This window comes from Rhodobacter sp. P2_H5 (assembly GCF_056403335.1).
In genome coordinates, this window is record NZ_JBFUFS010000003.1 from 25,141 (window position 1) to 49,639 (window position 24,499).

At 64.9% G+C, this 24,499-nt stretch carries 22 protein-coding genes; 13 read left to right on the top strand and 9 right to left on the bottom strand.

The genetic code is table 11. The annotated features are described in order from the left end of the window. The first annotated feature begins 40 nt into the window (after positions 1–40). The gene (locus AC1DVR_RS04380) at positions 41–1,564 is read left to right on the top strand and encodes a M10 family metallopeptidase C-terminal domain-containing protein (protein WP_477999317.1); all 1,524 of its coding nucleotides are present in this window, start codon (positions 41–43) and stop codon (positions 1,562–1,564) included. Here the strand turns inward: AC1DVR_RS04380 and AC1DVR_RS04385 are convergent. Next, entirely contained in the window at positions 1,561–2,358 is a 798-nt protein-coding gene (locus AC1DVR_RS04385) for a DUF6636 domain-containing protein (protein WP_477999318.1), read from the bottom strand. The genes AC1DVR_RS04380 and AC1DVR_RS04385 overlap by 4 nt on opposite strands. A gap of 49 nt (positions 2,359–2,407) precedes the next feature. Next, the gene (locus tag AC1DVR_RS04390; protein WP_477999319.1) at positions 2,408–3,571 is read right to left on the bottom strand and encodes a M20 aminoacylase family protein; all 1,164 of its coding nucleotides are present in this window, start codon (positions 3,569–3,571) and stop codon (positions 2,408–2,410) included. Positions 3,572–3,623: 52 nt separating this feature from the next. Between AC1DVR_RS04390 and mazG the strand changes: the two genes are divergently transcribed. The 3 genes from mazG (at position 3,624) to AC1DVR_RS04405 (ending at position 6,647) form a co-directional block, all read left to right on the top strand. Next, positions 3,624–4,445, top strand: a complete 822-nt coding sequence (gene mazG, locus AC1DVR_RS04395) for a nucleoside triphosphate pyrophosphohydrolase (RefSeq protein WP_477999320.1) — start codon at positions 3,624–3,626, stop codon at positions 4,443–4,445. 145 nt (positions 4,446–4,590) lie between these two features. Then, complete coding sequence (locus AC1DVR_RS04400; protein ID WP_477999321.1) at positions 4,591–5,598, top strand: Fe(3+) ABC transporter substrate-binding protein; 1,008 nt, start codon at positions 4,591–4,593, stop codon at positions 5,596–5,598. A 101-nt stretch (positions 5,599–5,699) separates the two neighbouring features. Then, positions 5,700–6,647 carry a nucleoside hydrolase gene (locus tag AC1DVR_RS04405; RefSeq protein ID WP_477999322.1) on the top strand — a complete coding sequence of 316 codons (948 nt, stop codon included), beginning with the start codon at positions 5,700–5,702 and terminating at the stop codon, positions 6,645–6,647. A 57-nt stretch (positions 6,648–6,704) separates the two neighbouring features. Here AC1DVR_RS04405 and clpX read toward each other — a convergent pair whose 3' ends face one another. Both clpX and AC1DVR_RS04415 read right to left on the bottom strand, forming a co-directional pair. Beyond that, on the bottom strand, positions 6,705–7,973 hold the full coding sequence (clpX, locus tag AC1DVR_RS04410; protein WP_477999323.1) for an ATP-dependent Clp protease ATP-binding subunit ClpX: 1,269 nt from the start codon (positions 7,971–7,973) through the stop codon (positions 6,705–6,707). 163 nt (positions 7,974–8,136) lie between these two features. Further along, positions 8,137–8,769, bottom strand: coding sequence for an ATP-dependent Clp protease proteolytic subunit (locus AC1DVR_RS04415; RefSeq protein ID WP_477999324.1), 633 nt, complete (start codon positions 8,767–8,769; stop codon positions 8,137–8,139). 379 nt (positions 8,770–9,148) lie between these two features. On the opposite strand from AC1DVR_RS04415, the gene trpC reads away from it, so the two are divergent. The 4 genes from trpC to lexA all read left to right on the top strand — a co-directional run bounded on the left by trpC (position 9,149) and on the right by lexA (position 12,472). After that, the gene (trpC, locus tag AC1DVR_RS04420) at positions 9,149–9,964 is read left to right on the top strand and encodes an indole-3-glycerol phosphate synthase TrpC (protein ID WP_477999325.1); all 816 of its coding nucleotides are present in this window, start codon (positions 9,149–9,151) and stop codon (positions 9,962–9,964) included. Next, entirely contained in the window at positions 9,961–10,443 is a 483-nt protein-coding gene (moaC, locus tag AC1DVR_RS04425; RefSeq protein WP_477999326.1) for a cyclic pyranopterin monophosphate synthase MoaC, read from the top strand. The genes trpC and moaC overlap by 4 nt, the downstream gene beginning before the upstream one ends. Before the next feature lie 14 nt (positions 10,444–10,457). Continuing rightward, positions 10,458–11,624 (top strand): molybdopterin molybdotransferase MoeA, encoded by a 1,167-nt coding sequence (locus AC1DVR_RS04430; protein WP_477999618.1) that lies wholly within the window; start codon positions 10,458–10,460, stop codon positions 11,622–11,624. Between the two features lie 140 nt (positions 11,625–11,764). Beyond that, positions 11,765–12,472 (top strand): transcriptional repressor LexA, encoded by a 708-nt coding sequence (lexA, locus tag AC1DVR_RS04435; RefSeq protein ID WP_477999327.1) that lies wholly within the window; start codon positions 11,765–11,767, stop codon positions 12,470–12,472. Positions 12,473–12,475: 3 nt separating this feature from the next. Here lexA and AC1DVR_RS04440 read toward each other — a convergent pair whose 3' ends face one another. After that, a complete protein-coding gene (locus tag AC1DVR_RS04440; protein ID WP_477999328.1) occupies positions 12,476–14,605 on the bottom strand; it encodes a ComEC/Rec2 family competence protein in 2,130 nt (709 codons plus the stop codon). 106 nt (positions 14,606–14,711) lie between these two features. Here AC1DVR_RS04440 and gltX point away from each other — a divergent pair, with 106 nt between their 5' ends. From gltX to AC1DVR_RS04455, 3 genes are all read left to right on the top strand, one after another. Then, complete coding sequence (gltX, locus tag AC1DVR_RS04445) at positions 14,712–16,109, top strand: glutamate--tRNA ligase (protein WP_477999329.1); 1,398 nt, start codon at positions 14,712–14,714, stop codon at positions 16,107–16,109. A gap of 98 nt (positions 16,110–16,207) precedes the next feature. Then, entirely contained in the window at positions 16,208–17,500 is a 1,293-nt protein-coding gene (locus tag AC1DVR_RS04450; protein WP_477999330.1) for a citrate synthase, read from the top strand. Between the two features lie 126 nt (positions 17,501–17,626). Then, a complete protein-coding gene (locus AC1DVR_RS04455; RefSeq protein ID WP_477999331.1) occupies positions 17,627–18,778 on the top strand; it encodes a hypothetical protein in 1,152 nt (383 codons plus the stop codon). Positions 18,779–18,834: 56 nt separating this feature from the next. On the opposite strand, the gene aguB is transcribed toward AC1DVR_RS04455, so the two are convergent. The 3 genes from aguB to AC1DVR_RS04470 all read right to left on the bottom strand — a co-directional run bounded on the left by aguB (position 18,835) and on the right by AC1DVR_RS04470 (position 22,148). Continuing rightward, on the bottom strand, positions 18,835–19,716 hold the full coding sequence (aguB, locus tag AC1DVR_RS04460; RefSeq protein WP_477999332.1) for an N-carbamoylputrescine amidase: 882 nt from the start codon (positions 19,714–19,716) through the stop codon (positions 18,835–18,837). 86 nt (positions 19,717–19,802) lie between these two features. Further along, entirely contained in the window at positions 19,803–20,867 is a 1,065-nt protein-coding gene (locus AC1DVR_RS04465; RefSeq protein WP_477999333.1) for a DUF2235 domain-containing protein, read from the bottom strand. Between the two features lie 135 nt (positions 20,868–21,002). Beyond that, the gene (locus AC1DVR_RS04470) at positions 21,003–22,148 is read right to left on the bottom strand and encodes a type III PLP-dependent enzyme (protein ID WP_477999334.1); all 1,146 of its coding nucleotides are present in this window, start codon (positions 22,146–22,148) and stop codon (positions 21,003–21,005) included. Positions 22,149–22,372: 224 nt separating this feature from the next. Here AC1DVR_RS04470 and AC1DVR_RS04475 point away from each other — a divergent pair, with 224 nt between their 5' ends. Both AC1DVR_RS04475 and AC1DVR_RS04480 read left to right on the top strand, forming a co-directional pair. Continuing rightward, a complete protein-coding gene (locus tag AC1DVR_RS04475) occupies positions 22,373–22,804 on the top strand; it encodes an Lrp/AsnC family transcriptional regulator (protein WP_477999335.1) in 432 nt (143 codons plus the stop codon). Between the two features lie 148 nt (positions 22,805–22,952). Further along, a complete protein-coding gene (locus AC1DVR_RS04480) occupies positions 22,953–23,702 on the top strand; it encodes a VOC family protein (RefSeq protein WP_477999336.1) in 750 nt (249 codons plus the stop codon). A 44-nt stretch (positions 23,703–23,746) separates the two neighbouring features. Here the strand turns inward: AC1DVR_RS04480 and AC1DVR_RS04485 are convergent, their stop codons facing one another. After that, positions 23,747–24,484 carry a hypothetical protein gene (locus tag AC1DVR_RS04485; protein ID WP_477999337.1) on the bottom strand — a complete coding sequence of 246 codons (738 nt, stop codon included), beginning with the start codon at positions 24,482–24,484 and terminating at the stop codon, positions 23,747–23,749. Positions 24,485–24,499: the final 15 nt, after the last annotated feature.

The window sequence follows — 24,499 nt, forward strand, 5'->3', positions numbered from 1 at the left end:
AATCCCCTTAATTTCCGGGATCGGATTTTAGGGAGCTGCCATGACCACCTATCTGATTACCAATTATGTGACCTGGGTCGGGTTCACGACGCTGCATGCCGGTGATCGTCTGGTGGTGGCGCCGGGCGGCGGGCTGGTGATGCCCGGGTTTGACCTGAGCGTCACGGGCGCCGGCGGGCCAACGGCAATCAGCTTTGCGGGCTATGTCTATCTGGACCAGGTGACGGTGGACAAGGATGTGACCATCGGCCTGACCAGCTCGGCCCAGTTCCAGAGCGATACCGAAGGTGCCGCGTTCCAGATCGGCGGCACTGCCAGTGTCGCGACCGGATCGGCGCATCTCGATACGGCGGGCGCCATCAGCGTGAGCCATGGCATCGGCGTCCAGACCTGGGGCGCCAAGAATGTGGTGGTCAACTCCGGTCTGATCACGGCGGATGTCGGTGTCTTTCTGGCCAGCAATTTCGACAGCCTGACCAACAGCGGCACCATCCTTGGCACCAACCATGCCGTGCATCTGGAGGATTTCGGCCTGACGCTGACCAACCTTGGCAGCCTAGCCGCCTCGGCCGGGTCTGCGGCGCTTGTGACGGGCGACAGCGCCAGTGTCACCAATGCGGGCAGCATCACCGGCCTTCTGACCGCGATCGACGTGGCCAGCGACATCAGCTTTCACCTGAACAATTCCGGCACGATCACCGGGGCCATCACCTCCACCGGGGCCTCGGCCGATCAGATCGTCAACAGCGGCACGATCAGCGGCGATGTGGCGCTTGGCCGCGGCAATGACCGCTTCGGCGGCGGGCATCTGGCGGGCAACCTCGACATGGGGCTCGGCAATGACACGGTGGATGCGCGCGGCGGGGCGGTGGCGGGCGTGATCAGCGATGCCGGAGGCAGCGACACCTATTACGTCGACAGCCCGGTGACCCGGATTTTCGACACCGGGCCGGGCAAGGATCTGGTGCTGGCCTGGTCGTCGTTCCAGCTCGATGGCGGGCTGGAGGCTTTGACCCTGATGGGGCCGGGCGATCTGGCGGGTTATGGCAACGGTCTGGCCAATGTGATCATCGGCACCGAGGGCGCCAACCTGTTGAGCGGCGGCGGCGGACAGGACCGGCTCTTTGGCAATAGCGGCGCGGATGACCTGCGCGGCGGTCAGGGCGCCGATCAGCTGTTCGGCGGCGACGGCGCCGATGTTCTGCGCGGCGGCGCCGGGCGCGATGTGATGACCGGGGGCGAGGATGCCGATATCTTCATCTTCACCGCCCTGTCGCAGACGGGCGCCAGCACCGACAGCGCCGACCTGATCACCGATTTCACCCTGGGCGAGGACCGGATCGACCTTTCCGCGCTCGATGCCATCCGGGGCAATGGCCATGCCGATGACGCCTTCACCTTCATCGGTGCCGCGGCCTTTGGCCATGTCGCAGGCCAATTGCAGGTCACTCAGGGCGATGGCAGGACCTGGGTGGCGCTGGATGTCGATGGCAACGGGCTGGCCGATGCGCTGATTGCGCTCGACGGGCTTTTGGCCCTGACGGTTGAGGATTTCCTGCTTTAGAACAGCTGCTGCCGCTTGCGGGATAGGGTGAAGCCATGGCCCGATCTGGTCTCGCAGGTCATCCCCGTCTTGTCCGATGTGCAGGTGATGCCGCCATAGGTCAGGGTGCTGCCATAGTCCAGCACCTCGGCCTCGGGGTCGGCCACCGTGTCGCCGTGACAGACCAAAGCGCCGCGTTTTGAACTTTCGGCAACGGAAAAGCTATCGCCCCAATCCAGATCGCAATCGGCGGGCGGTGTGGTGAAGCTGCGGTTCAATTCCATCAGATCGCAGCGTACCTCGGTGCCCTGCTCCACCACAAAAAGGCAGGCGATGTTGCCTGTGGGCGAGCGGAAGGCATGCAAGGTCTCCCCTGCCGTCTGATCCTCTCCTTGGTCCGCCGGAGCGGTGTCACCCTGTCCGGCCTCCGGCAGATAAAGCCCCGGCAGGCCCAGCATCGCCGCCCGGTTGCCCGTACCGCTGCCCAAGGGACCGGTGGTCGAAAGGATCTTCACCCCCTGATCGGTCAGGGCAAAGAAGATCCGGCTCGTGTCATCCTCGGGGTCGATGTAGGTGAAGAACCTGCCCTGAAGCGCGGCGTGACCCTCGACATGCAGGCAGGCCACTTCGCCCTCGGGGCAGGTCCGGGCGCCCGTTGGCGCGCCGGAGGTCAGACCGAAGTCAAAGCCATCGTCTTGGACCGCCTGCACGGCAAGCACCGCCCCTTTGGTGTTGCTGTAAAGACCCTCCGCCGGCCCGGCGATGGCGGCAGAGGACAGAAGCGAAAGCAAAGCGGCAAGGGCAAATCGGCGCATGACAAACCTCATTCCAATGAGGCCAGTCTTGCCGCCTTTGCCCTTGGCATCAAGCCAGAGGTTGCGCCTTCTCGACCAGACGGGCGAAGAAACTGGCGCCGATCGGGGCAGCCTCGTCGTTGAAGTCGAAGGCCGCGTGGTGCAGGCCGGCACCGGGACCGGTGCCCATGAAAAGATAGGCGCCGGGACGTGCTTCGAGCATGTAGGAGAAATCCTCCGACCCCATCTCGCGGCTGGCATGGCCATGCGCGGCCTCGGCGCCCGAGATATCGGCGGCGACCTCGGTGGCGAAGGCGGCCTCATCCGGCGTGTTGACGGTGGCGGGGTAGCCCCAGTCGTAGTCGATGCGGGCCGAGACGTTATAGGCGGTAGCATGGCCCTCGACGATCTCATAGAAGCGCTTCTTCAGAAGCTCGCGCACCTCGGGTTTGAACGAGCGGATCGTGGCGCAGAACATCGCCTCTTCCGGGATGATGTTCGAGGCGGTGCCGGTGTGGATCTGCGTCACAGAAATCACCGCCTCGTCCAGCGCATAGACATTGCGCGGGATGATGGTCTGGATCGCCTGCACCATGCCGACGACGGCCACCACCGGATCGACGCATTCATGCGGCGTGGCAGCATGACCGCCCTTGCCGGTGATATAGACATAGGCCGTATCGACCGAGGCCATATGCGGGCCGGGCGTCGTGTAGAAATTGCCGAACTCCTGGTTGGGGGAGTTGTGGATGCCGTAGACCTGGCCAATGTCGAAGCGGTCCATGATGCCTTCCTGCACCATGGCCTGACCGCCGGCGCCATCCTCTTCCGCCGGCTGGAAGATCAGTGCGACACGGCCGGCAAAGCGCCGGGTCTCGGCCAGATATTTTGCGGCCCCCAGCAGCATGGTGACATGGCCGTCATGGCCGCAGGCATGCATCCGCCCCGGGATGGTCGAGGCATATTCCGCCCCGGTGATCTCGGTGATCGGCAAGGCGTCCATGTCGGCGCGCAAGCCGATGGTCGGCCCCGGACCCTGGCCGTTGATGATGGCGACGATGCCGGTCTTGGCGATGCCCGGGTGGATTTCATCCACGCCGATCTCGGCCAGGCGTTCGGCGATGAAAGCGGCGGTGTTCACACAGTCGAAGGAAAGTTCCGGGTGCATGTGCAGATGGTGCCGCCAGCCCTTCATTTCCTCGGCATAAGCGGCGATACGGTTGAGGACGGGCATGGCAGACTCCTTTTTTGCCCTTTGATCAAATCTTAAAATGAAGGCAACGGCAATGGCCCTTCCCTCTGATGCGCTCGTTCGTGATCCCGATGGCGGTATCGACCGCCTGCGCGAGATCATGCGGCGCCTGCGCGACAAGACCACCGGCTGCCCCTGGGATATCGAGCAGACCTTTGCCACCATCCTGCCCTATACGATCGAAGAGGCGCATGAGGTGGCCGATGCGATCACCCGCGAGGCCTGGGAGGAGCTGCCGGGCGAGCTGGGCGATCTGCTGCTGCAGGTGGTCTTCCATGCCCAGATGGCCGAGGAAGCTGGCATGTTCGGCTTTGACGACGTGGCCCGCGCGATTTCCGACAAGATGCTGGCGCGCCATCCGCATGTCTTTGGCGAAGAAAGCCGCGACAAATCCTCCGAGCAGCAGACCCTCGACTGGGAGAAGATCAAGGCGGCCGAACGCGGGCCGGCGCGGGTGCTGGACGGCGTGGCGCTGGGGCTGCCGGCGCTGACCCGGGCGGTCAAGCTGCAAAAACGCGCGGCACGGGTCGGGTTTGACTGGCCCTCGACCGACGAGGTACTGGACAAGCTACGCGAGGAAGTGGTGGAGCTGGTCGAGGCGCGCGACAGCCTGACGGAAGTCGAGGTGGCCGAAGAAATGGGCGACCTTCTGTTCGTCATGGCCAATCTTGCCCGCCACATGGGCATCGATCCCGAAGCGGCGCTGCGCGGCGCCAATGCCAAGTTCACCCGACGCTTTGAAAAGATCGAAGATTGGCTGGCTGAGGCGGGCAAAACCCCGGACCAGTCCGATCTGGAGGAGATGGACGCCTTGTGGAACCGCGCCCGCGCCGAAGACAAGCTGAAGAAGGGCTGAGACCCAAATCTTCTGCGAAGATTTCCGCTCCTCCTGCGATGTTCCGCCGATTTGCGATGGTGCGAAGAAAGTGTTTTTGTCACCTATTGACCGCGGCGGGATTTCCCGGTCTAAGACGGGCAATACCTGACAAAAGGACTCAACCATGCAACGCGTCGCCCTTCTTGCCCTCGCCGCAGCCACCGCTGGCCTCTCCCCCGCCTTTGCGGAGGAGGTCAATATCTACTCGCACCGCCAGCCCGAACTGATCCAGCCGCTCCTGGACAAGTTCACCGAGGAAACCGGGATCGAGGTGAATTTGGCCTTTGTCGACAAGGGCATGGCCGAGCGGCTGAAGGCCGAGGGCAGCCGCTCGCCCGCCGATCTGGTGCTGACGGTGGACATTGGCCGCCTGATGGAACTGGTCAATGCCGACGTGCTGCAACCGGTCGATGACGAAGTGCTGAAGACCAATATCCCGGCCGAATACCGCGACCCGGGCAATCTGTGGTTCGGCCTGACCACCCGTTCGCGCGTGGTCTATGCCAGCAAGGAGCGCGTCAAGGCCGGCGATATCACCACCTATGAGGACCTCGCCGATCCGAAGTGGAAGGGCAAGATCTGCATGCGCTCGGGTCTGGCCGATTACAACGTCGCCCTGACCGCCGCCTATCTGCTGCACCACACCCCGGAAGACACCAAGACCTGGCTGGAGGCGCTGAAGGCCAACCTCGCCCACAAGCCGCAGGGCAATGACCGCGATCAGGTCAAGTCGATCTGGTCGGGCGAATGCGATATCGCGCTCGGCAACACCTATTACATCGGCCAGATGCTCGCCGATCCGGCGCAGAAGGACTATGCCGACGCCGTCCGCGTCGACTTTCCGGTCTTCGCCGGCGGCGGCAGCCATATGAACATCTCGGGCATCGCGATGACCAAGGCGGCGCCCGACAAGGCCGCGGCGCTGAAGCTGATGGAATGGCTCGCCTCGGACGAAGCCCAGCAGATCTATGCCGAGACCAACAACGAATTCCCGGTCAAACCCGGCGTGCCCCTGTCGGCGCTGGAGCAAAGCTGGGGCAAGTTCACGCCCGATACGCTTGGCCTCGCCGATATCGCCAAGGCGCGCGGCGATGCGGTCAAGCTGATCGAAGAGGTGAATTTCGACGGCTGACCTGCTGGCCCCTCGCCGTCTGGCGGGGGGCCTTTCCCATTCCTGACCGGATGGACAAAGCTCCGTGACTTCTATTGGATGGCGCCAAACAGGAGCCTCCCATGACGCGACATCCCCGCAAGATCATCATCGACACCGACCCCGGTCAGGACGATGCCTTTGCGATCCTTCTGGCGCAGGCCAGCCCCGAAGAGCTTGATATCCTTGGCATCTGCGCCGTGGCCGGCAATGTGCCGCTGCCCTGGACCACCCGCAACGCCCGCATCATCTGCGAACTGGCCGACCGGCGCGAGATGCGGGTCTATGCCGGCTGCGAGGCGCCCCTGAAGCGCAAGCTGGTCACCGCCGAACATGTCCACGGCAAGACCGGGCTGGACGGGCCGGCGATGCCAGAGCCGACAATGCCGCTCGAAAGCGAGCACGCCGTCGATTTCATCATCGAGACGCTGCGGCGCGAGGCCTCCGGCTCGGTCACCCTTTGCCCGCTGGGGCCCTTGACCAATATCGCGCAGGCCTTCCTGAAAGCGCCCGATATCGTGGGCCGGGTGCAGGAAATCGTCCTCATGGGTGGCGCCTATTTCGAAGTCGGCAACATCACCCCCACGGCAGAGTTCAACATCTACGTCGACCCGGAAGCCGCGGATATCGTGTTCAAATCCGGCGTGCCTTTGGTTGTGATGCCGCTGGACGTGACCCACAAGGTCGTCACCAACCGCGCCCGGGTCGAGGCCTTCCGCGCCCTTGGCACCAATGTTGGCCGCGTCGCCGCCGAATGGGCGGATTTCTTCGAGCGTTTCGACATGGCGAAATACGGCAGCGAGGGCGCGCCGCTACATGACCCCTGCGTGATCGCCTATCTCCTGCAGCCCGGCCTCTTCCAAGGCCGCCACATCAATGTGGAGATCGAGATCCAGTCGGAACTGACCCTTGGCATGACGGTCGCCGACTGGTGGGGCGTCACGGATCGCAAGGCCAATGCGCTGTTCATCGGCGATGTCGATGCCGATGGCTTCTTTGCCCTGCTGACCGACAGGCTCGGGCGCCTGTAACGAAAAACGCCCCCATTCCAATGGGATGCGGGCGTTTTCTAATTCAGCCTGTGAAGATCAGCCTGCCGAAGCGGCGGGCTTCTTTTCCTTGACCTCGGCATGGACCAGCAGAGGTTTGCCCTTCTGGCCGACAGCCTCTTCATTGACCACGACTTCCGAGACATCGGTCATGCCCGGCATTTCGAACATCGTGTCGAGGAGGATATCCTCCATGATCGAACGCAACCCGCGCGCACCGGTCTTGCGCTTGATCGCGCGCTTGGCGATGGCGGAGAGCGCATCGGTGGTGAAGGTCAGCTTGACGCCCTCGATCTCGAACAGGCGCTGGTATTGCTTGACCAGCGCGTTCTTCGGGTCGGTCAGGATGGTGACCAGAGCGGCCTCGTCCAGATCGGTCAGGGTGGCGATCACCGGCAGACGGCCGACGAATTCCGGGATCAGACCGAATTTCAAAAGGTCCTCCGGCTCCAGCTCCATGAAAAGCTCGCCAGCGCCGCGCGAGTCGGGATCCTTGACCTCGGCGCCGAAGCCCATGGCCGAACCCTTGTTGCGCTGCGCGATGATCTTCTCGAGGCCCGCAAAAGCGCCGCCGCAGATGAAGAGGATGTTGGTCGTGTCCACCTGCAGGAATTCCTGCTGCGGATGCTTGCGGCCGCCTTGCGGCGGGACGGAAGCCACGGTGCCTTCCATGATCTTCAGCAAAGCCTGTTGCACGCCCTCGCCCGAAACGTCGCGGGTGATCGAGGGGTTGTCCGACTTGCGGGTGATCTTGTCGACCTCGTCGATATAGACGATGCCGCGCTGCGCGCGTTCGACGTTGTATTCCGAAGCCTGCAACAGCTTCAGGATGATGTTTTCCACATCCTCGCCGACGTAACCGGCTTCGGTCAGCGTCGTCGCATCGGCCATGGTGAAGGGCACATCGAGGATGCGCGCCAGAGTCTGGGCCAGAAGCGTCTTGCCGCAGCCGGTCGGGCCGATCAGCAGGATGTTCGACTTCGACAGTTCGATGTCCGTCTTGGTCGAATGGTTCAGCCGTTTGTAGTGGTTGTGCACCGCGACCGAGAGCACGCGCTTGGCATGGATCTGGCCGATGACATAATCATCCAGCACCTTGCAGATGTCGCGCGGCGTCGGCACGCCATCGGTGGCCTTGAGACCCGTGGTCTTGGTCTCTTCCCGGATGATGTCCATGCACAGCTCGACGCATTCATCACAGATGAAGACCGTCGGCCCCGCGATCAGCTTGCGGACCTCATGCTGGCTCTTGCCACAGAACGAGCAATAGAGGGTGTTCTTGCTGTCGCTGCCCGAATTGTTCGCCATTATCGTCCTCTGCCCGGCGCCCCAAGAGGGAGCGACTTGAGGGAAGTCTAGGCCAAGGCCCGCGCCTCCACAATCCGAAATTGCCCCGGGCGGGGTTTGCGCCCGCCCGGAAATGATCACATGCCGAAGAGTTGGCCGCGGAAGGCGCGGGCCACGGCTCCGGTCATTTCGACGTGTCGTCCATCTTGCCGCGGCCTTCCATGATCTCGTCGATCAGGCCCCAGGCCTTGGCATCCTCGGCCGACATGAAATTGTCACGCTCAAGGGCTGCTTCAACCACCTCGTAGGAATTGCCGGTATGCTTGACGTAGATTTCATTCAGCCGGCGCTTGAGCTTTTCGGTCTCGCGCGCGTGGATCATGATGTCGGTCGCCTGGCCCTGATAGCCGCCCGAGGGCTGGTGAACCATGACGCGGCTGTTCGGGAGCGAGTAGCGCATGCCCTTTTCGCCCGCCTGCAAGAGAAGCGAGCCCATCGAGGCCGCCTGCCCCATGACCATGGTCGAAACCTTGGGCCGGATATATTGCATCGTGTCGTAGATCGACAGGCCCGAGGTCACAACGCCGCCCGGGCTGTTGATATACATCGAGATTTCCTTGGAGGGATTCTCGGCCTCGAGGAACAGCAGCTGGGCGCAGATCAGGCTGGACATGCCGTCATGTACCGGGCCCGCGAGGAAGATGATCCGCTCCTTCAGAAGGCGCGAGTAGATGTCATAGGCCCGCTCACCCCGGCTCGTCTGTTCGACGACCATGGGGACCAGCGTATTCATGTAAGTGTCGATCGGATCGCGCATGTCAAACCTGCCTGTTGTGACTTGAAGGATTATCGCCTGAGCATTGCCAGAGTCTTAGTGGCGCGCACCGGGGGCTGCAAGGGCGGGGGCGAAATGTGAACAGATTGCGGGATTCGCGGACAAGGGGTCAGATCGGGGGGCTTTTTGTGTCAAACTGACCCCGGAACATTTCGCGATGGTGTAAACCGGTTCAATTCGCCGACGCCTGCCCCGAAATATTTCCTGCGGAATTGGCGAAAATTTTCGCAGAAAATTTGGGGCCCCCACCCGCCGGCACCCGCGGAACGCGAATCTCGGGGGTCGCGTCGCGAATGATTTCCCCCCGGGCAAACTTGCGCCGCACCTTCCCTTTTCACCCCTGCCGCGCTAAGTCCAAGGCATGACCGCAACAATTCTCGACTCCATCAAGGCCTACAAGCTGGAAGAGGTCGCCGCCCGCAAGGCCGCGCGTCCCCTGCGGCTGGTTGAAGAGGCCGCCCTCTCCGCCCCCGCGCCGCGCGGCTTTGCCCGTGCCCTGTCGGAGGCTGCCGCCTCGGGCTATGGCCTGATCGCCGAGATCAAGAAGGCCTCGCCCTCCAAGGGCCTGATCCGCGCCGATTTCGACCCGCCCGCACTGGCAAAGGCCTATGAGGCGGGTGGCGCCACCTGTCTGTCGGTGCTGACCGACGGGCCCTCGTTCCAGGGCGCCGACAGTTTCCTTGTGGCGGCGCATCAGGCGGTGAAACTGCCCTGCCTGCGCAAGGATTTCCTCTATGACACCTATCAGGTGACCGAGGCCCGCGCGCTTCATGCCGATTGCATCCTGATCATCATGGCCTCGGTCTCCGATGCCCAGGCGGCCGAGCTTGAAGCGGCCGCCGTCGCTCATGGCATGGATGTGCTGATCGAGGTGCATGACCGGGCCGAGCTGGACCGCGCCGCGCTCCTCAAATCGCCGCTGATCGGGATCAACAACCGCAACCTGCACTCGTTCGAGGTGACGCTGGACACCACCCGCCAGCTTGCCCGCTATGTGCCCGAGGGGCGGATCATCGTGTCCGAAAGCGGGCTTTACACGCCCGAGGATCTGGCCGAACTCGCCCGCTTCGGGGCGCGCTGCTTCCTGATCGGCGAAAGCCTGATGCGGCAGGCCGATGTGACGGCGGCGACCAAGGCGCTTCTGGCCCGCCCGCTGCAATCGCAGGGCGGCGCATGAGCGGTGGGTTGAGCCATTTCGACGACCAGGGCCATGCCCATATGGTCGATGTCGGCGCCAAGGAAGTGACAGCGCGGATCGCCACCGCCGAGGGCCTGGTGCTGATGACGCCCGAGACGCTGGCCTACATCACCGAAGGCCGCGCCAAGAAGGGCGACGTGCTGGGGGTGGCCCGTCTCGCCGGCATCATGGCGGCCAAGAAGACCTCGGACCTGATCCCGCTCTGCCATCCCCTGCCGATCACCAAGGTCGCGGTCGATCTGGTGCCCGATGCCGCTTTGCCCGGCGTCCGCGTCACCGCCACCGTCAAGACCGCCGGCGTCACCGGTGTGGAGATGGAGGCGCTGACCGCCGTCTCGGTCGCGTGTCTCACCGTCTATGACATGCTCAAAGCGGTGGAGAAATCCATGCGGATCGAGGGGATAAGGCTTCTCCTGAAAGACGGCGGCAAGTCGGGGCTTTACGAGGCGGACAAGTGACCCCCAAGCAGCCCATGCTCTCGGTCGAAGAGGCGCTGGCCTTGTGTCTGGGCCTCGTGTCGCCCCTGCCCGCCGAAACCGTGGCCCTGCGCCAGTCGGTCGGCCGGATGATGTCCGCCCCCGCCACGGCCCGGCGCGATCAGCCGCCCTTTGCCGCCTCGGCGATGGACGGCTATGCCGTGCAGGGCGATCCGGCGCCGGGCGACCGTTTCACCGTGGTGGGCACAGCGCAAGCCGGTCTGGGCTATGCCGGCACGGTCAACGCGGGCGAAGCCATCCGCATCTTCACCGGCGCGCCCGTGCCGCAGGGTGCGACCCGCGTCGTGATCCAGGAGGATGTCGAGGCCACAGGTGCCACGATCATCCTGCGTCCCAAGGCCGACATCGCCCGCCACATCCGCCCCCAGGGCCAGGATTTCAAATCGGGCGAGGAACTGGCGCCGCGCCGCATTTCGCCGCATGACCTCGCCCTCTTGGCCGCGATGAACATCCCCGAGGTCAGCGTCCACCGCCGCCCCGTGGTCGCCATAATCGCCACCGGCGACGAGCTGGTGATGCCCGGCGAAACCCCCGGCCCCGACCAGATCATCTGCTCCAACGCCTTCGCGCTGGCGGCCTTGATCGAGGCGGAAGGCGGCATCGCCCGGATGCTGCCGATCGCCCGCGACACCGAGGCCGAACTGCGCGCCGTCTTCGCGCTGGCCAAGGATGCCGACCTCATCGTCACCATCGGCGGCGCCTCGGTCGGCGACCATGATCTGGTGGGACCGGTGGCGGCAAGCCTCGGGCTGGAGCGCGCCTTCTGGAAAATCGCGATGCGGCCGGGCAAGCCCCTGATGGCCGGGCGGCTTCTGGGCGTGCCGATGCTGGGCCTGCCGGGCAATCCGGTCTCCTCAATCGTCTGCGCGCATCTGTTCCTGCTGCCCATGGTGTGCGCCCTGCAAGGCCGCCCCGACCTTGCCCCGGTGGCACGAAAGGCCGTGCTTGGCGCCGATGTCGAGGCGACCGGCCCGCGCACCCATTACATGCGGGCACGCCTCGCCGAGGGCGTCATCACCCCCTTCGACCGCCAGGACAGCGCCCTGATCCGCATCCTGACCGAGGCCAATGCCCTGTTGATCCGCCCCTTGGGCGACGAGGCGCGCGAAAAGGGCACAGAGGCACTCTACCTGCCGTTGTAAATGGCTAAAATGCTTGACACAAACCGGGAACACGGGCAGAACATTCAATTAACACTTGGGCTTGCAAGGTCGGGCCCAGGCTGATTGAAGCGGCGGAAGGCCAGGCCACTCCGCCACCGGGCAAGGGTAGGGTCACGGCAATGCTGACGCGCAAGCAATTGGAACTTCTGGATTTCATCCGTATCCGGGTGGAAACCGACGGCGTGCCGCCCTCCTTCGACGAAATGAAGGATGCGCTGGACCTGAAGTCGAAATCCGGCATCCACCGCCTGATCACCGCTTTGGAGGAGCGTGGCTTCATCCGCCGCCTCGCCCACCGCGCCCGCGCCCTGGAAATCGTCAAACTGCCCGAGGCGATGGAGAAGGCGGGCTTCACCCCGCGCGTCGTGCAAGGCTCCAAACCCGCCGCCCCGCCGCCCCGTCCGGCTGCAGCCTTGGACATTGCTCCCGTGGCCGAAGCCCAGGCGCTGGAAATTCCGATGATGGGCCGCATCGCCGCCGGTGTGCCGATCGAAGCCATCGCCCATGTCAGCCACCATGTGACCGTGCCCAACGCCCTGATGTCCGGGCGCGGCGCGCATTACGCGCTTGAAGTCAAAGGCGATTCGATGATCGAGGCCGGGATCAACGATGGCGATATCGTCATCATCCGCGAACAGCAGGACGCCGAGAACGGCGATATCGTCGTGGCTCTGGTCGAGGATGCCGAAGCGACGCTGAAGCGCTTCCGCCGCCGCGGCGCCATGATCGCGCTGGAGGCCGCCAACCCGGCCTATGAAACCCGCGTCTTCCCCGACCATATGGTCAAGGTGCAGGGCAAGCTGGTCGGCCTGATCCGCAGCTACTGAGGCCTAGCCGCCCTGCGCCAACCGCGCCGGGTTGGGCCGCAGCACCAGCGGGCGCGCCGCGGCCTGGGTGCCGGTCCAAAGCCGCACGCCGGTCTTGACCGGGCTCAGGATCAAATCCCCCTCTGACAGATGCCCGGCCAAGGCGCCGCTTTGCGCCAGAACCGCGGCGTCGATCACCACACAGCCGGGAGGATGCCCCGGCGCGGGGCCAAAGCGCGCCGGCAGCACAACCAGATCGGCGGTAGCGCAAGCCTCCGCCACCGCCGCGCCGAGCGCCGATTCCACAGCCTTGCCCGACAGGATCACGCCACGAAAGCCGTCGAGGGCGAAGCGGCGCGCCGTCTTCTCGCCCGCGAACCCCGGGCGCAGAGCCGCCTGCTTCGGATCGGCCAGATCGCCATCATCGGCAAGCCAGGATGCGGCGGCAAAACCCGCCCCGCGTGGCGCGGACAAGGCCCGCCCCTCCGGCCCCATCACCCCCGCCAGCACGCCATCCGACGAGATCAGCAAAGGGGGCCGCTCCCCCGCGACCCAGAGCGCAAAGCCGAGCGCGACGGGCATCAGCCCGGCCAGCCGCGCCCTGCCCTGCCAGATCAGCGCCCAAAGCGCGCCGAGCGTGATCAGGGGCACCACCCAGGGCCCCGGTTGCGGCACCGGGGTGATCGCGCCATTCAGACCGGCGATCCAATGCGCGATGAACAGGATCCACTCCGCCGACCAGCCCATCACCAGGAGTGCCGGCCCGGCAAGGCCAAAGGGCGCAGCCAAAGCCGCCACCGCCCCGGCGCCCATCAGCAGGCTCATCACCGGCACGGTCAGCAGGTTGGCGATCAGCCCGTAAGCCGTCAGCCGGTTGAAGGTCGCCGCCGAATAGGGCGCCGTGGCCAGCCCCGCCAGCAGCGAGGTCACCGCAAGCATCGCCACCGGCAGCATCCAGCGCGGCAGGCCCTTGGCGATCAGCAAACGCTCCGCCGGACCAAAGCCCGCGATCAGCCCGATCGTGGCGGCAAAGGACAGCTGGAACCCCGGCGACATCAGGCTTTCGGGCGCGCAGATCAGCAGGATCACCGCCGCCAGCGCCACCGCGCGCAGGGTCAGCGCCTGCCGGTCAAAGAGCACCGCGCCGAGCATGATCGAGACCATGAGGAAGGCCCGCGTCGTCGCCACATTGGCCCCCGACAGCACCAGATAAAACAGCGCCACCCCGAAGGCGAGGCAGGCCGCGACCTTCTTGGAATTGACCCGCAAGGACAGCGGCGGGATCAGCGCCAGACCATAGCGGACCAGCGCGAAGACAAAGCCGGTCAGAAAGGCCATGTTCATCCCCGAAATCGCCAGCAGATGCGCCAGCGAGGAGATGCGCAGGTCGCTGACCACCGCCGCCGAAATCTCGGACCGGTCGCCAGTCAGCGCGCCCGAGGCAAAGGCGCCGGAATCGCCCGGCACCGCCGCCATGATCCCGGCCGACAGCCGGTTGCGTAGCCGGTTGACCGCGGCATCCCAGCGGCCCGGCGGGGTCCAGGTCATCACCGGATTGGCGGTGTACCCCACCGCGCCCAGCTGCTGAAACCAGGCCATCCGGCGAAAGTCGAAGCCCCCCGGCTCGGACGCGCTTTCGGGGGCGGCAAGGCGGGCGGTCATCTGCACCGTGGTGCCGGGCTCGTAGGGGTGCTGTGGCGGCGGCCCGTGCAAGGAGATGCGCACCGTCAGGGGCGTGACCGCAGGCGCGACCTCGGACAGGATAACCCGGTCCAGAGTCAGGCGGATCGCATCCGATTGCGATCGGTCGATGTCCACGATCCGCCCCTGTACCGGGCCGTAGTAGGGCACCTCCAGCATCGGCGCCGCGACCAGCCAGACCCGGGCGCCACAAGCCAGCGCGCCGATCCCCATGCAGGCCAGCGCCAGCACAAAGGGCCGTGCCAGCCAGGGACCGAAACGGGCCAGCCCCATCAGGGCCAGAACCGCCGCCGAAACCGTGGCATAGAACAGAAGCCCCGGCTCCCAGGCCAGGGAGAACCACAGCCCGATCCCCAGCGCCAGAAACACCGGGACGAACAGAAACAGATCGACAGGCGACCCCGACAACCCGCGCAGGCCCGCCATCAGCGCAGAGGCCAACCGTCCCGCCACCTTGTCTTGCCCTCCGCATTTGCCTAAAGCTGCCACGAGCCTCCGCCCAGCCTAGGCTCAATCTGGTTTCCAGAAAGTTAACGCGCACAAGTCGGAGTCCCCTGCCGTGACCCAGATCGTCACCCGTTTTGCCCCCTCGCCCACCGGTTACCTGCATATCGGCGGCGGTCGCACGGCGCTGTTCAACTGGCTTTTCGCCCGCGGTCACGGCGGCAAGTTCCTCTTGCGGATCGAGGATACCGACCGCGAACGCTCCACCCCGGCGGCGACGGAGGCCATCCTGCGCGGGCTGACCTGGCTTGGCCTCGACTGGGATGGTGAGGTCGTCAGCCAGTTCGAACGCAAGGACCGTCATGCCGAAGTCGCGCATGAGATGCTGGCGCGCGGCACCGCCTACAAGTGCTTTTCCACCAAGGAGGAAATCGAGGCCTTCCGCGCCGCCGAAGAGGCCGCCGGGCGCTATCCGATCTTCCGCAGCCCGTGGCGCGACGCCGATCCTGCGACCTATCCCGACCTGCCTTACGTTGTAAGGATGCGCGCCCCGCGCGAGGGCGAGACGGTGATCGACGACAAGGTGCAGGGGAGCGTCACCTTCCGCAATGACCAGCTCGACGACATGATCGTCCTGCGTTCGGACGGGGTGCCGACCTATATGCTGGCCGTGGTGGTCGATGACCATGACATGGGCGTCACCCATGTCATCCGGGGCGACGATCACCTGGCCAATGCGGCGCGCCAGACCATGGTCTATCACGCGATGGATTGGGCGGTGCCGGTCTGGGCCCATATCCCGCTGATCCATGGTCCGGATGGCAAGAAGCTGTCGAAACGCCACGGCGCGTTGGGGGTCGAGGAATATCAGGCCATGGGCTACCCGGCCGCCGGCATGCGCAATTACCTGACCCGTCTGGGCTGGGCGCATGGCGATGCCGAGATCTTCACCAGCGCCGAAGCCATGCAGATGTTCACCCTGGAAGGCATCGGCCGCGCCCCGGCCCGGCTCGATTTCAAGAAGCTGGAACATATCTGCGGCCAGCACATCGCGCGGGCCGACGATGCTGCACTGCTGCGTGAAATCGAGGCTTACCTCGAGGTCGCGGGCAAGCCCGCCCTGACGCCGCAGCAGCATGACCTGATGCTGAAGGGCATGTACTGCCTGAAGGACCGCGCGAAGACCTTCCCGGAACTGATTGATAAGGCAGAGTTTGCCTTGCTGTCGCGCCCCGTGGTTCCCGATGCCGCCGCGGCTGGTTTTCTGGATACGGTATCCCGTGGTATACTAAAGAAGTTGACGCTGCAGCTGCAAAATAGTAACTGGGAAAAAGCGGAACTCGAGCATATCCTCACCGCTGCGGCACAAGAAGCCGGGATCGGATTCGGCAAGCTGGCCTCGCCCCTAAGGGCAGCGCTTGCCGGTCGGACGGCGACGCCGAGCGTCTATGACATGATGTTGGTCATCGGGCGCGACGAGACGATTGCGCGGCTGAATGAGGCGGTTGGCTGACGCCTCTTCGGCCTAGGATGTGCCAAGGCGCATCCGTTCAAGGACGAATCCGCCCCCGTCCGCTGCCACGGGCCGGGGCTCCCAACGGGGGACGTGAGATGAGTGCGCCTGATAAATCCGCCAAGCTGAGCCTGAATGGCCAGTCCTACGACCTTCCCATCATGTCGCCCGTTCTGGGCCCGGATGTGCTGGATATCCGCAAGCTTTACGATGAGGCGGATGTCTTTACCTTTGACCCCGGCTTCACCTCGACCGCTTCGTGCAAAAGCACGATCACCTACATCGACGGCGACAAGGGCGAGCTTCTGTACCGCGGCTACCCGATCGAACAGCTGGCCGCCGAAAGCTCGCATCTCGAGGTGTGCTTCCTTCTGCTGTACGGTGAGCTGCCGACCACGGCCCAGCTGGAAGACTTCAAGGGCCGCGTGACGCGCCACACCATGGTGCATGAACAGATGCACAACTTCTTCCGCGGTTTCCGCCGCGACGCACACCCGATGGCCACGATGGTCGGCGTGGTCGGCGCGATGAGCGCCTTCTACCATGACTCGCTGGACATCACCGATCCGTGGCAGCGCGAGGTCGCCTCGATCCGGATGATCGCCAAGCTGCCGACGATCGCCGCCATGGCCTACAAATACTCGGTGGGTCAGCCCTTCGTCTACCCGAAGAACTCGCTCTCTTATGCCGGCAACTTCCTGAACATGTGCTTCTCGGTCCCGGCCGAGGAATATGTCGTCAACCCGATCCTGGAAAAAGCCATGGACCGGATCATGATGCTGCACGCCGATCACGAGCAGAACGCCTCGACCTCGACCGTGCGTCTGGCGGGTTCCTCGGGCGCCAACCCCTTCGCCTGCATTGCGGCGGGCATCGCCTGCCTCTGGGGCCCGGCGCATGGCGGCGCCAACCAGGCCGCGCTGGAACAGCTGCGCGAAATCGGCACCGTCGACCGCATTCCGGAATTCATCAAGAAGTTCAAGGACAAGTCCTCGGGCGTCAAGCTGATGGGCTTCGGCCACCGCGTCTACAAGAACTTCGACCCGCGCGCGACGGTGATGAAGGAATCGGCGGACGAGGTGCTGGAACTTCTCGGCATCCACAACAACCCCACCCTGCAGGTCGCCAAGGAGCTGGAGCGGATCGCCCTGTCGGACGATTACTTCATCTCCAAGAAGCTCTACCCGAACGTCGATTTCTACTCGGGCATCATCCTCGATGCGATGGGCTTCCCGGTCTCGATGTTCACCCCGATCTTCGCGATCTCGCGCACCGTGGGCTGGATCAGCCAGTGGAAAGAGATGATCGCCGAGAATGGCAAGATCGGCCGTCCGCGCCAGCTTTATATCGGGCCGGACAAGCGCGACTACGTCGAGGCATCCAAACGCTGAGCGCCGGAGCCGCACACAATTGAAGATTGCGAAAATGGCCGGATCAGAGGTATGATCTGGCCATTCCCTTGTAACAAAAAGGCCTGATTTGTACCATATGACCAGCCCGACCTTGCGTTATCCCCAATGAGCCGCCTTACCCTGCATATCGGCTCTCACAAGACCGGCACCACAACCGTTCAGGCCACATTCCAACACAATCAGGCGCTTTTCCTGCAGCGGGGCATTGGCTACGCCCGCGGCTCCAGCCTGCCGAACCTGCACCAGTTCCTGTCCTACCGCGAACCGAAGTCGTTTCTTCCCGCCGGCTTCAAGGTCCATGACGGCGAGGCGCTTGCCCGGGCGCTGACCCAAAGCGGCGCGGAGCATGTCTTTGCCTCGTCGGAGAATTTCTCGTTCTTCTTTGAACAGGCCGCGGTCGACGAACTCGCCCGGATCATCCAGCCACTGTTCGACGAGGTCCGCATCATCGTCTATCTGCGCCGTCAGGACCGCCATGCGATCTCGCACCACCAGGAGGGTGCCAAGCCCAACCGGCGGCCGGAAAGCGCGCTCTGGGGCCATGGGCTTGGCGCCTTGCCCAAGCCCGCGCCGGAGCACTGGCTCTACCTCGACTATGACCGCCGGATCGCGATGTGGGAAAAGGCCTTCGGCACCGAGAACCTGACGGTCCGGCTGTTCGACCGCAATCTGCTGCGCGGCGGCGACATCGTGACGGATCTTCTGGCCCTGATGGATGTCGATGCCACCGGGCTGGTGCGGGTGCCGGATGTCAATGTCTCGCTCGGGCGGGTGATGACCAAGGTCGGTCATATCGCGAACGAGACGCTCGGCAGCGACAAGATCACCGCAGCCCTGTTGCAGGCCCTGCCGTCCAGCCCGCAGCGGATGCTGCCCTCGGCGGCCGAGGCGGAGGCGTTCCTCACCCCCTACCGCATCGGCAACCGGCGCCTGAACGCGCGGCTTGGCGTCACCGAATTCGCGGACCTGTTCCCCGATGATTTCGACGATTACCCTGCGGCGGGTTCCGAGGATCTGACCCCGGACGAGGCGGAGTTGGCGCTGCGTGCGGTCATTCGTGCGCTTGGCGGAATCAACGGCACCGCGACGCCGCTGAGCGTCGATGACCTGCGGATGGCGGCGAGCAGTCTGATGAAACAGCAGCCGGAATCGGCGCTGCGGCTGATCAAGGTGGCGCAGGAGATGCGCCCCAACGGTCCCACCATCCAGAAGGTCCGCGGCCAGATCGAGGCGGTCCTGGCCAAGCGCGGCGCCTGAGGCGGCTGCAGCGGCACAGGACTGCCGCTGCCCATCGAAAGGTCAGCGCTGCAAGGTCAGCGCTGCGGGCTGGACCCGTCCAGCGTGGCCAGCGCGCCATAGGTCTGCGGACGGCGGTCGCGGAAGAGGCCCCAGCTCGCCCGCATATCGGCAATCGCGTCCAGATCGAAGCTGGCGGTGATCACCTCGGTCCGGTCGCGGCTGGCCTTGGCCACCAGTTGCCCGGCCTGATCGGCGATGAAGCTGGAGCCGTAGAAGGTCAGATCGCGCCCGCCCGGTGCCACTTCCTGCCCAATCCGGTTCGAGGCCACCACCGGCATGATGTTGGACCCGGCATGGCCCTTCATGCAGGCCTCCCAATGCGGTTGGCTGTCATAGCCCGGGCTCATCGGTTCCGACCCGATCGCGGTCGGATAAAGCAGGATCTCGGCCCCCATCAGGGCCATGGCGCGGGCGCATTCGGGGAACCACTGGTCCCAGCAGATCGCAAGGCCGACCCGGCCCACCGCCGTCTCCCAGACCCGGTAGCCGGTGTCGCCGGGGGAGAAATAGTATTTCTCCTCATAGCCCGGGCCCTGCGGGATATGGGTCTTGCGGTAGTTGCCGAGGATCTGGCCATCGGCGTCGATCATCGCGCAGGAGTTGAAGAAGGCCTGACCCGCCTTCTCGAAATAGGGGCAGGGCAGCACCACGCCCAATTCGCGGGCGAGATCGGCGAAACGGGCGATCAGCGGATGGCCGGCAAAGGGCTGGGCCAGGGCGAAATACTCCCCCCGCTCCTCGATGCAGAAATAGGGCGCTGCGAAAAGCTCCTGGATCAGGATCAGCCCGGCTCCCTGCCCTGCGGCCTGGCGGACCAGCGTCTCGGCAGCGTCGAGGTTGGCGGGCAGATCCCAGCTGCAGGCGAACTGGGTGGCGGCGACGGTCAGATTGCGCATCTCGGGGTCCTTCTGGCAGCGGGCGTCGCCCCTCTGCTAGCAAAGATTTGCCGCGCGGACATGTCCTTTTCGCCGCCGAGCCACGATCAGCGGAAAAACCCCTGCCGGGTGGCCGAGGCGAGCGAGGGGTGCAGCTGTTCGGAGCCATCCTGCCCGACCCTGCGGCGGCGGCGGCGCAGGAAATACTTGCCCCAGGACCGCCAGGTGCCGACCATCGGCGCATTCACATCGCCCGGATAACGCGACCGCCAGTCGAGCGGCAGGGCGAGGCCCACCGTCTCGGCCCGCTCCAGCATCCAGGTCAGGGGGATGTTGGACAAAAGCCGCGCCGCCGCGTGCCCGCCGATCTGGCCGCCGACATCGCCATGCGCGCCGCGAAACCAGACCTGTTCGACATTGCCTTTCCAGTCGGGCGGACTTTCCCACAGGACTGGGGCGAAGGCGTGGCGCGTCTCGTTCAGGGCCAGCGCCTGAAACCCATGCCGGATCGAGCGGCCGAGCGTGTGGTTGTGGAAGGCGTATTTGTCGTTGAACAGCTTCCAGATGAAGGGGAAATGCAAGCCCATCGATTTGACCGTGTCAAAGACGCCGATCATCTCGATCGGGGCTTCGGGCAGGCAATAGGCGGCGGCGAAGGCATGGGCCACCTCGGAATCGGGGTTAACGCGGTAGTGGCGGAAGGTCAGGGCCACGGCGCGTTCGGTCGCCTGCTCCTGACGCAGCAATCCCACCCGGTCGATCATCCCGGCCAGCGAGCGCACCGCATAGGCGCCGCGCGAATAGCCGAACAGGAAGATCCGGTCGCCGGGCCTGTACTGGCTGGCGAGCCAGCCGTAGGCGCGGATGATCTGACTGTCGAGCCCCTTGCCCTGGATGATGTCCCAGCCGTGGCGCCAGCCCTCCCACTGCGAGCCGGGCTCGTAATACAGCCGCAGATGCGCGCGTGGGCCCTGTTCGGAGAGAAGCTTGAAGATCAGGCCGATGTTGGTCTCGTGCCCGGCATCGAGACTGGAAAAGGTGCCGTCCAACAGGATCACATGGTCGACCTGCCCGCGCTGACGCCCCGGCATTGGGGCGGGCTGGGCTTCCTGGGCCGCCACCGGGCGACCACGCCACCATTGGCGCAGACGGGTGAACAGGTTCAGGCCCAAACTCCTTCGCCGGTTGAAGACACCTTGGGTGCCGGATGCGGTCAGTCGCCGTCAGGGCAAAAAGTAACCCCCCGGCTGGGATTGTCCAGCCGGGGGGTTAAGGGTCACACAAGATTGCGAAGTCTTTCGGCCCGCTTAGAGTTTCAGCGACAGAACCGTCACACAGGCCAGCTCGCCAAAGCCGTTGAAGCGGCTGTTGGTCACGGTCGAATAGGCGCCCATGCCCTGGATGACGACATAATCGCCCTCGGCGATGTCCGCCGCCATCGGCACTTCGCCCGGCAGACGGTCAACCGAATCGCAGGTCGGGCCGAAAACCACGCGGCCTTCGGTGTCGCCCATCCGGCGGTGGCCATTGCGGTCCAGCACGTCGATGCGGTTGATGATGCCGATCTGGCTGAATTCGAACATCGAACCGTAGATGCCGTCGTTCAGGAAGACATGGGTGCCATCGCGCACGGCCTTGACGCAGGCGGCAACGGCATAGGCATCGCCGCAAAGGCCACGGCCCGGCTCGCAGACCAGCGCGGGACGCTCCGCCCCGAAAGCCTCGGTCGCAACCGCGTCGATCGTGGTGAAGATCGCTTCCAGATCGACCTTCATGCCCTCGGCCCGGTTGTTCGGGAAACCGCCGCCGACGTTCAGGCGGGCGATCTTGACACCCGCGTTGCGGGCAATCACCGCGGCTTCGCGGATATAGGTCGCCCAGGCTTCCGGATCGGTGCATTGCGTGCCCGGGTGGAAGGTGATCGAGGGGATGAAGCCCGCATCGGCCACGACTTTCAGCAGTTCCGCGGCCAGTTCGGCGGTCGCGCCGAACTTCGCGCCGAAATTATAGGCAGCGCCCGAGACCGGCAGCTTGAAGCGCACCGAAATTTCGCAGCCCTCGGCCGGCACCATCTCGACCAGTTTGGCGAGTTCGGAGCGGCTGTCCACCGACCAGGACGTCACATGACGCGCCACGGCATGGGCGATCTCGGCACGCGAGCGGACCGGGTTGTGGTAATGGATCGCAGCATCCGGATCCAGACGGCGGATCAGGTCGATCTCGAAAGGCGAGGCGCAGTCAAAGCCCTTGACCCCCGCCGCCATCAGGTTTTCCACCACTTCTTCCGAAGGGTTGGACTTGACGGCATAGGTCACAAGACCCGGAAAACCATCAATAAAACGACGTGCAGTTGCCTGCACGACCTGAGGCGCAAAAAACAGCACCGGATTCTCCGGCTGTTGATTGCGGAGGAATTCGGTCGGATTGGTCCAGATCGTTTTGGACAGTCCCATCGGCGTGATCCTTTCTGCCAACAAGATGCTAGTCCCTCCCCGTTGCCATAAAAATGGACGGAACGGCCTTGGCACTAGCGCGGTTTTTCCAACCAGGCCAGGTGCGTATGAGCCGCCCTTTTCCTGCAACTGAGGATGCTGCATATGGGTGACAACTTCACCGAACAAAACTATATAAATGTACGAAATGCCCGGCATAATGACGAAAAAGGAAGTCACACTGTATGGATGAGCTCGATCGAAGCATCATAGCCCTGCTCAGCGCCGATGCGCGGATGTCTGTGGCCACTTTGGCCCGCCGCTTGAAGGTCGCAAGGTCGACCATCCAGGCCCGGCTGGAGCGGCTGGAGACCGGCGGCATCATCGCCGGCTACACCCTGAAACTGGGCGAAGAGGCCCGCCAGGGCCGCTTGCGCGCCTCGGTCCTTCTGTCGATCGAGCCGCGCGGCCAGGCGGCAATCCTGTCGCGTCTGAAGGCCATCACCGAGGTCGAGCGCGTCTTCACCACCTCGGGGCGCTTCGACCTTCTGTTGCAGGTGGCCGCCCCCAATACGGCGGTGCTGGACGGGGTTCTGGACCAGATTGGCGCGATGACAGGGGTGAAATCCTCCGAAAGCCTGATCCATCTGTCGACCCGGATCGACCGGGCCGCCTGAGGGGCGGCAGCGTGAGGGGGGCTGCACGGGCGGGTGGCGTGAAACAGCCGCAGGCGCGGGGGATGGCTCACAATCGGGCCGGACCGGTGTAGACTGCGGGTCAGGCGCAGCCCTGCCTTGCAAGCGCATGTTCTTCACGGAGGATCAGATGAGCGAATTTCACGGATCTCCCTGCTGGTACGAATTGGCAAGCCCGCGGCCCGCGTCGGTCGAAGCCTTCTACGCCAGCCTTCTGGGCTGGTCCTGGGCCGAAGCCGGCGCGCCGGGCATGCCCTACCGGATTGCCAGCCTGCAGGGCGTTGGCGTGGCCGGGATGATGCAGGCGCGCCCCGGTCAGCCCGAGGGGTGGTCGATCTATATCGCGGTCGACAATTGTGCGACCTGCCTTGACCGGGCCGAGGATCTGGGGGCCGAAGTCTGCCTCGGCCCGACCGAGATCCCGGGCACCGGAACCATCGCCGCGCTGCGTGACCCGCAGGGCGCCGCTTTCAACATCCTGCAGCCGCTGCCTGGCGCCCAAGGTTCGGCCTTCGACCAAAGCCGCCCCGGCCACGGCCATTGGCAGGATCTGGTGACCCCGGACCCCGAGGCGGCGCTGGAATTCTACATGGCGCTCTTCGGCTGGACCGTGCCGCGCAGCATGGCGATGGGGCCGGGCATGACCTATCACCTGATCGCGCGACAGGGGCAGGATATCGGCGGCACCTTCGCCCCTGCCAGCCCCGGCGCCTTCTGGCGGCCCTATTTCGGCGTCCCCTCGATCACCGCCGCCGCCAAAAGCGTGACCTTCGCCGGGGGATCGGTGCTGCGCGGCCCCGATCCGGTGCCCGGCGGGGTCTTCACCCTGCAGGTCGCCGATCCCGAGGGCGCCGCCTTCGCGCTGGTCGGCCCCTCCTGACGGTTGCCGCCCGACCGCCTACACACGACCGCCACCGCCTGACCTCAGCCCCCCGACCACGCACGCGTGCCGCAATCCCCCTCCCAGACCGAGGGGAGGCGGCCTGCGGGATCGGCGTAGATGGTGATCTCGGACCCGACCTCCGGCAGGTTGGCCAGCCTGGTCAGCCGGCTCCGGCTCGTGATGCCCGCCGCATCGGCCCAGGTGATCCGCCACATCGCCACCCCGTTGATCCTTGTCTTGGTGTCGAACCGCGACATCACCCTTGCCCGCTGCACCACCCCCTCTTCGCGCAGCCAGAGCATCCGCCGCGCGTTGCGCAAGCCCGATCGCAGCCCCCAGCCTCCGAGGCTTAGAAAGGCCAGCGCAATAAGCGCCAGCGCCCCGCCGCTGATCAGGGTCGTGCCCTGCTCCACCTCGGTCACGGCTGTATCTTCGGGCAGATAGCGCACCGTGATCGGCCCGTTGAGCGTCAACCCATGATAGGTGCTTTGCCCGACCTTGGCGGTGCCATGGGTCGCCACACCCGCCGCCTTGAAATCGAAGCCGAGCACATAGTCCGTGCAGGTATCCATGTGGTTCTTGCCGCAGGACCGCGTGGTGATCTCCTTGTCGCTGACCTGACCGGTCACCACAACGCCATGCACGGCAAGCGCCCAGCCGGTCCGCACTTGGGTCAGCCCCCCCGCCGCCAACGCCAAGCCCAGCAGGGCCGAGACGCCGAAAAGCCAGCCCGCCCTGCCAAGGACCAACGCCATTATCCCGCGCTGAGGATAGCTCACCTGCCCGTCCCCCTG